The following is a 6,447-nucleotide window of genomic DNA, read 5'->3' as shown; positions in this document are numbered from 1 at the left end:
AGGGGGAGCATCGTCTCGAAAGATCCTCCCCCCTTGGGGGAGGTCCGACGGCGCAGCGCGCCGGCGGGGAGGGGGTGGCCGGCAGGGCCCCTGCCGCAACACGCCGCCTCGCGACCTAAAACCCGTTTCACTTCCCCAGCGGCGCCGGGGTATCGTCCTTCGCAGAACATGTGATGCGGGAGGACGGCCATGCGGGATCTGATCATCCGTAACGGGACCATCGTGGACGGGACCGGCGCGCCGGCCTTCCAGGGGGACATCGCCATCCAGGGCGACCGCATCGTCGAGGTCGGCAAGGTCGAGGGCGCCGCGAAGCGCGAGATCGACGCCACGGGCCTGACCGTCACCCCCGGCTGGGTCGACATCCACACCCACTACGACGGCCAGGCCACCTGGGACCCGGTGATGGCGCCGTCGTCCTGGCACGGCGTGACCACCGCCATCATGGGCAACTGCGGCGTGGGCTTCGCGCCCGTCCGGCCCGGCCAGGAGAACTTCCTGATCGAGCTGATGGAAGGCGTCGAGGACATCCCCGGCTCGGCCCTGGCCGAGGGGATCGACTGGAAGTGGGAGAGCTTCCCCGAATACCTCGACGCGCTTGAGGCCAAGCCGCGCGCGATCGACGTGGGCACGCACGTGCCCCACGCGTCCGTCCGGGCCTACGTCCTGGGCGAGCGCTGCAACACCGACTACCAGCCGAACGCCGACGAGATCGCCCAGATGGCGGCCATCGTGCGCGAGGGGGTCGAGGCCGGCGCGCTGGGCTTCTCCACCAGCCGGACCCTGCTGCACAAGGACCTCAAGGGCGTGCACATGCCCGGCACCTTCGCCGGCTCGGACGAGATGCTGGCGCTCGGCATGTCCATGAAGGGCCTGCGCCACGGCGTCTTCGAGATGGTCTCGGACCACCTGGGTGACGACGATGAGTGGATGTGGGTCAAGGGCTTCGCGGCCGAGACCAAGCTGCCCGTCACCCTCGTGGCCACCTCGGCCGGCGCCTACGAAGGCGACAAGATGTACAACATCGCCGAGGAGAGCCGGAAGCACGGCATGGACATTCGGCCGCAGATCGCCGGCCGCCCCACGGGCATCCTGCACGGCCTGACCTCCAGCTTCCACGTGTTCATGGCTTCGCCGACCTGGAAGGCGAAGCTGGCCGACGCCTCGCTCGAAGAGCGCCTGGCGCTGATGCGGACGCCCGAGATCCGCGCCGCGCTGCTCTCCGAGGACAGCCCGCTGATCCGCGCCGCCATCGGCGACGGCCAGGCCGGCGACCTCGCGGTGGCCTTCGGCGGCAGCCTCCTGTGGCGGATCTTCCCGCTGGGCGAGCGGCCCAACTACGAACCCGACCGCGAGCAGTCGGTGGCGGGCCTGGCCCAGGCCGCCGGCGTGCCCCCGCTCCACATGATGTACGACCTGCTGCTCCGCGACGGCGGGCGCGAGCTCTTCTACCAGCCGCTCGGCGGCTACGTGACCTACAACTTCGACTTCTTCCGCAAGAACATGCAGCACCCGAACGTGCTGTTCGGGCTCTCCGACGGCGGCGCACACTGCGGCGTCATCGCCGACGCCGGCATGCCCACCTTCATCCTCAGCTACTGGGCCCGCGACCGGGTGAAGGGCGACCGCTTCCCGCTGGAGTTCCTCGTGCGGAAACTCACCAGCGACACGGCGCGCGCCTACGGCCTCAACGACCGCGGGCAGCTCAAGCCCGGCCTGCTGGCGGACCTGAACATTATCGACTTCGAGGCGCTCAACCTCGACCGGCCGGTCGCCGTCCACGACCTGCCGGCGGGCGGCCGCCGCCTGGTCCAGAAGGCCGAAGGCTACCGCTATACGATCAAGTCGGGCCAGGTGACCTTCCAGGACGGCGAGCACACCGGCGCGCTGCCCGGCGGCCTCGTCCGCGGCGGGCGCGAGGCGGTGATCCTGCCCATGGCGGCGGAATAGCGGCTCTGCGTTTTCGCAGGCTCCCAGGCCGCATCCTGACGTTGCGTCCTGCGTACCTATAGGCGAGGGTCGCCTCCGAGGCCCTCGAGGAGCCCGCCCGCATGAAGCTGATCGTCATCATCCTGGCCGCAGCCGCAGCCATGGCCGTCGCCGCCGCGACGGACGCCGACGCCGAGACCCTGTCCCCGCAGGCCGGCGCCCTGATCGCCGCGACCCGCGCCGCGCCCCCCGGCCAGCTCCAGTCCCAACCGGCCTTCGCGCCGCGCTATGCCGGCGAGCGGCCCGTCCGCATCCCCGGCGTGGCGCAGACAGCCGTCGACGCGAAGCTCTCGGCCGACGACGACGTGATGGGGTCCCTGGGTTTCCTCTGCGGCCTGAAGCCCGGCGCCGAGAAGTACGGCATCGCCGGCGCCCGCGGCTACGACGACACCGGCCGCTTCCTCGGCGCCAAGCTCCGCGTGGCGTTCCGGTAGCCGCGCGGACCCCTGCCCTCGCCTACTTCTCGGTCAGGTTCCAGACCCCGTCCCAGTCCTTCGGCGGCGGCGCCGTCGCCAGCAGGCGGCAGCGGTCCAGATAGACCCGCGCCGGGCCATCGTCCGGATAGACCTTGAGCGCCGCCTTGAACGCCGCCTCGGCCGCACGCCAGTCCCGCGTCCGGTAGGCCTTCAGGCCCACCGCATGCAACTCGAGAAGCTCGCCCAGCTTGGGCTCGCCTGACCGGTAGCCCAGGGACTCGTAGACCGCTACGGGCCGGTCCTTGCCCTTCACCCGGATCAGGTCCAGCTCGCGCAGCGTCGCCGGCTTCTGCAGGTCGCGGACGGTGAACTCGGACAGCAGGATCCCGGCGCCGTACTGCTTGGTCGTCCCTTCCAGGCGCGAGGCCAGGTTCACCGTGTCGCCGATCACCGTGTAGTCCAGGCGCCGCGAAGAGCCGATGTTGCCCACCACCGTGGGGCCGCTGGAGAAGCCGATCCCGATGGCCAGGGCCTCCTGCCCCGCCGCCGCCCGCCGCCGGTTCAGCTCGGCCAGCCGCGCCATCATGTCGTCGGCGGCGGCCACGGCGTTGTCGGCGTCGTTGGGCCCGACGATCGGGGCGCCGAACAGGGCCATGATCCCGTCGCCCATGTATTTGTCGAGGATGCCGCCGTGCTGGAAGATCACGTCGACCATCTCGGTGAAGTACTCGTTCAGCAGGCTCACCGTGTCCCGCGGGCCGAGCGCCTCGGCGATCGAGGTGAAGCGGCGGATGTCCGAGAACATCACCGTCACCTTCTGCTCGGTGCCGCCCAATTCCAGCTCGCCGGCCGACAGCAGCTGGTCGGCCACCTCCTTCGACATGTAGCGGCTCATGGTCGAGCGGACGCGCTTCTCCTCGGTGATGTCCTCCAGCACGATCATCGAGCCGATCTGGTCCTGGCTGGAATCCAGCAGCGGCAGGGTGGTCAGGTTCACCGAGGCCTTGCCGCCGCCGGCGCCCCGCGTCAGCTCGGCGTCCACCGCCAGGTGCGTCTCGCCTGTCGCCAGGGTCTTGGCCAGGTTCTCCGAGATCCAGTGGTTGTCGCCGGTGAACAGTTCCCAGGACGGCCGCTCCAGCACGGCCTCCCGCGCCAGGCCCAGGAGGGCCAGGGCCGCCTCGTTGGCGGTGACCACCTTGGCCTCCGAATCGACCGTCACGATCCCGTTCGACGTGCTCTGCAGGATGCTTTCGTTGTAGTTCTTGATCGACAGGACGTCGTCGAAGAGCTTGGCGTTCTCCAGGCTCACCGCGATCTGCGCCGCGAACGCCTTCATCCGCGACTCGTCCTTGCTGGTGAACGTCCCGCCCTTCTTGTTCAGCGCCTGGGCCACGCCGATGCGGGCGCCGGCCTTGTTGGTGATCGGGACGCACAGGATCGAGCGCGTGCGGAAGCCCGTCCGCCGGTCCACGTCCTGGTTGAACCGGGGGTCGGCGTACGGGTCGGTGATGTTCTCGGTCTTGCCGGTCGTGAACACCGCGCCCGCGATCCCGGCGCTGGTGGGCACCCGGATCTGCACCTTCTCGAGCCCGTCCGCGTACAGGCTGAACAGCTCGTCGCTCTTCTCGTCGTAGACGAACAGCGAGGCCCGCTCGGCGTTCAGCAGTTCGGTCGTCGCCGTCATGATCCGGCCGATCAGCGCCTCCAGCAGGAGCTCGCCGGCCAGGTCCTGGGTCACCTCCAGCAGCCGCTGCTCTTCCCGCAGGCTGTCCAGCATCAGGCCGAAGCCGCGGTTGATGTCGGCGTACTCGTCCGTGGTCAGCACCTCGAGCTCGGCCTCGTCCAGCCGGCCGCTCTCCACCTGGCGCATCGCCTCCACGAGCCGCGCCGCCGAGTTCGACACCTCACGCGCCGTCAGGATCGCCATCGAGATGGCGCCGGTGATGGAGACCAGCACGACGCCGAACGCCCAGATGTAGCTGGCCAGCACCTCGTCCGCCGGCACGACGAAGCCGTGGGCCTGCAGGACCCGGTCGAACTTGAACTGGAACGACACCGCGCTGAACACGAGGGGCAGCGACGACACGAAGATCGCCAGGAACAGCACCTTGTTGCGCAGCGGCACCGAGATGAGGTCCTTCGCCTGCTCGGGCGGGATCGGGCCGTCGAGGAGCCGGGACAGCCGGATGGCGATCGGCTCGATCGCCTTGGAAACGGCGAAGAACTCGAAGATCGCATGCGCCGGCGAGGCGAAGACGAAGATCATGGTGGCGAGCGCGATCAGCTGCCAGATGTCGATGCCGGCGTCGAAGAAGGTGTTGAGGGTGAAGATCACCCCGATCAGCGACAGCGTCGCGGCCGGTCCGTGCAGCGTGATCACCCGCACCGCCGAGAGCTGCGGCATGTTGAGCGCCCGCACCAGCGCGCCCGCGATCTGCTGCTCCGACGGCTTCTCGCCGCGGTCCAGCGCGCTCAGGACCGGCGACAGAGGCCGCACCTGGCGGCCGATCACCCAGAAGTCCAGCGACGTGAAGAAGACGACTCCGAACGGCACCGCCATCCAGAAGATCAGCCACTGGCGGAGGGTGAACTCCAGGCCGAGCAGGCCCAGGAGCAGCGTCACCGACACCGCGATCAGGGTGGCGACCGAATAGATCCAGATCAGCCGCCAGAACAGCGCGCGGCCGGTGTCGACCGCCGGCTTGGCCGAGATCGCGGGCCGAATGGACTTGAGCGGCGGCGACGCGTTCACCGCGTCGTCACCCATGCGATGGCTGCGATCCAGCCCATCTCCGCCCCTCTTTCCCCCGACATACCGAGCTTACGGCGCCATTCCGCGCGCCGCCAGCCGACGCAGCGTCAAGACGGCGTCCCTTCGAGCGCCGCCAGCAGGTTGCCCACCGTGTTCCAGTTGCGCATCGTGCCGCGCACCTTCAGCCGCCGCTCGATGACGGCGTTGGCGAGCTTCGAGGTCCCCGCCCCCGCCGGGAAGAAGATGTAGAGGCAGCCGGGCCCTGGCCGCACCGATTCGCCGGCCACGCAGGCCGACTCCAGCGTCTCCAGGCCGGCCTGCGGCTCGCCCGAGAGGAACATGGCCATCAGGCGGTTGGGCTCCGTCTTCGCCTCGGCCGGGAACGGATTCGCGGCCGCCACCGCCTCCAGGTCGGCGAGGTCGCGCACCAGGACGTCGGAGAACAGCTTGAAGGCCCCCTCGATCTCGGCCTCCAGGCGCTTCTCCGCGGCGGCCTTGGGGAGGTCCGTCCCGAAGATGAGGTTGCCGGAGGCGAGCAGCGTCTGGGGCCTCTCGAAGCCCGCTGCTTCCGCCACGCGCCGCAGCTCGGCCATGGCGACCTTGCGGCCGCCCACGTTCACCGCGCGCAGCAGCGCCGCATAGCGTTTCATCGCGCGCGCTGCGCGTCGGCCAGCGCGTCGCGCTCCCACTCCAGGAACTCCGGGGTCTGCAGCAGCCGCGCCACGTACTGGCCGCAGCGCCCGTCGTCGCCGTAGTCCGACAACCGGATCCCGTAGGTGCGCACCCGCGTCGCCACGGGCGTGTAGAAGGCGTCCGCGATCGACCAGTCCCCCGCCAGGAAGGGCCCGCCGAACCGTCCGAGCATGTCGCCCCACATCGCGACCAGCCGGCGCAGGTTGTCGCCGGTCGCGGGCGAGAGGGCGACCTCGCGCACGGGCTCGTCCAGAGCCATGGGGCACTCGCCGCGCAGCGAGGCGAACCCCGAGTGCATCTCGGCCGCCGCCGCCCGCGCCAGCGCGCGCGCCGCCGGGTCCCGCGGCCACAGGTCGGGGGCCTTCTCGGCCGCATACTCGCAGATCGCCAGGGAATCCCAGATCACGAGGTCGCCGTCCTTGAGGACCGGCACGAGGCCAGATGGCGAGTGCGCCCGGATGCGGTCGGCCGAGACGTTATTCTCCTGCCGCAGCTCCACCAGGGTCTCGCGGAACGGCAGCCCGGCCCGCCTGAGCGCCAACCACGGCCGCATCGACCACGTCGACCACCGCTTCGTTCCGATCACCAGCTCCATGC

5 protein-coding genes are annotated in these 6,447 nt (G+C 70.1%); 2 read left to right on the top strand and 3 right to left on the bottom strand.

Going from position 1 to position 6,447, the window contains the following annotated elements:
• Positions 1 to 189: 189 nt before the first annotated feature.
• On the top strand, positions 190 to 1,950 hold the full coding sequence (locus JNK30_RS04820) for an amidohydrolase family protein (RefSeq protein WP_293480706.1): 1,761 nt from the start codon (positions 190 to 192) through the stop codon (positions 1,948 to 1,950).
• Between the two features lie 101 nt (positions 1,951 to 2,051).
• Positions 2,052 to 2,423 (top strand): hypothetical protein, encoded by a 372-nt coding sequence (locus tag JNK30_RS04815; RefSeq protein WP_293480704.1) that lies wholly within the window; start codon positions 2,052 to 2,054, stop codon positions 2,421 to 2,423.
• Between the two features lie 22 nt (positions 2,424 to 2,445).
• On the opposite strand, the gene JNK30_RS04810 is transcribed toward JNK30_RS04815, so the two are convergent.
• From JNK30_RS04810 to JNK30_RS04800, 3 genes are all read right to left on the bottom strand, one after another.
• Positions 2,446 to 5,172, bottom strand: a complete 2,727-nt coding sequence (locus JNK30_RS04810; protein ID WP_293480702.1) for an adenylate/guanylate cyclase domain-containing protein — start codon at positions 5,170 to 5,172, stop codon at positions 2,446 to 2,448.
• Between the two features lie 92 nt (positions 5,173 to 5,264).
• Positions 5,265 to 5,807: a DUF1697 domain-containing protein gene (locus tag JNK30_RS04805; protein WP_293480700.1), complete on the bottom strand. Its 543-nt coding sequence runs from the start codon at positions 5,805 to 5,807 to the stop codon at positions 5,265 to 5,267.
• Entirely contained in the window at positions 5,804 to 6,445 is a 642-nt protein-coding gene (locus tag JNK30_RS04800; protein ID WP_293480698.1) for a glutathione S-transferase family protein, read from the bottom strand. The genes JNK30_RS04805 and JNK30_RS04800 overlap by 4 nt, the downstream gene beginning before the upstream one ends.
• Positions 6,446 to 6,447: the final 2 nt, after the last annotated feature.

It is taken from the genome of Phenylobacterium sp. (genome assembly GCF_016793225.1).
GTDB lineage: Bacteria > Pseudomonadota > Alphaproteobacteria > Caulobacterales > Caulobacteraceae > Phenylobacterium.
Note: the sequence above shows the minus strand (reverse complement) of the source record. Positions and strands in the feature narration are given on the sequence as shown.

Excerpts from the sequence above, each read along its gene's own strand:
- JNK30_RS04820 (WP_293480706.1), top strand. The coding sequence starts at position 190 with ATGCGGGATCTGATCATCCGTAACGGGACCATCGTGGACGGGACCGGC.
- JNK30_RS04815 (WP_293480704.1), top strand. The coding sequence starts at position 2,052 with ATGAAGCTGATCGTCATCATCCTGGCCGCAGCCGCAGCCATGGCCGTC.
- JNK30_RS04810 (WP_293480702.1), bottom strand. The coding sequence starts at position 5,172 with ATGGGTGACGACGCGGTGAACGCGTCGCCGCCGCTCAAGTCCATTCGG.
- JNK30_RS04805 (WP_293480700.1), bottom strand. The coding sequence starts at position 5,807 with ATGAAACGCTATGCGGCGCTGCTGCGCGCGGTGAACGTGGGCGGCCGC.
- JNK30_RS04800 (WP_293480698.1), bottom strand. The coding sequence starts at position 6,445 with ATGGAGCTGGTGATCGGAACGAAGCGGTGGTCGACGTGGTCGATGCGG.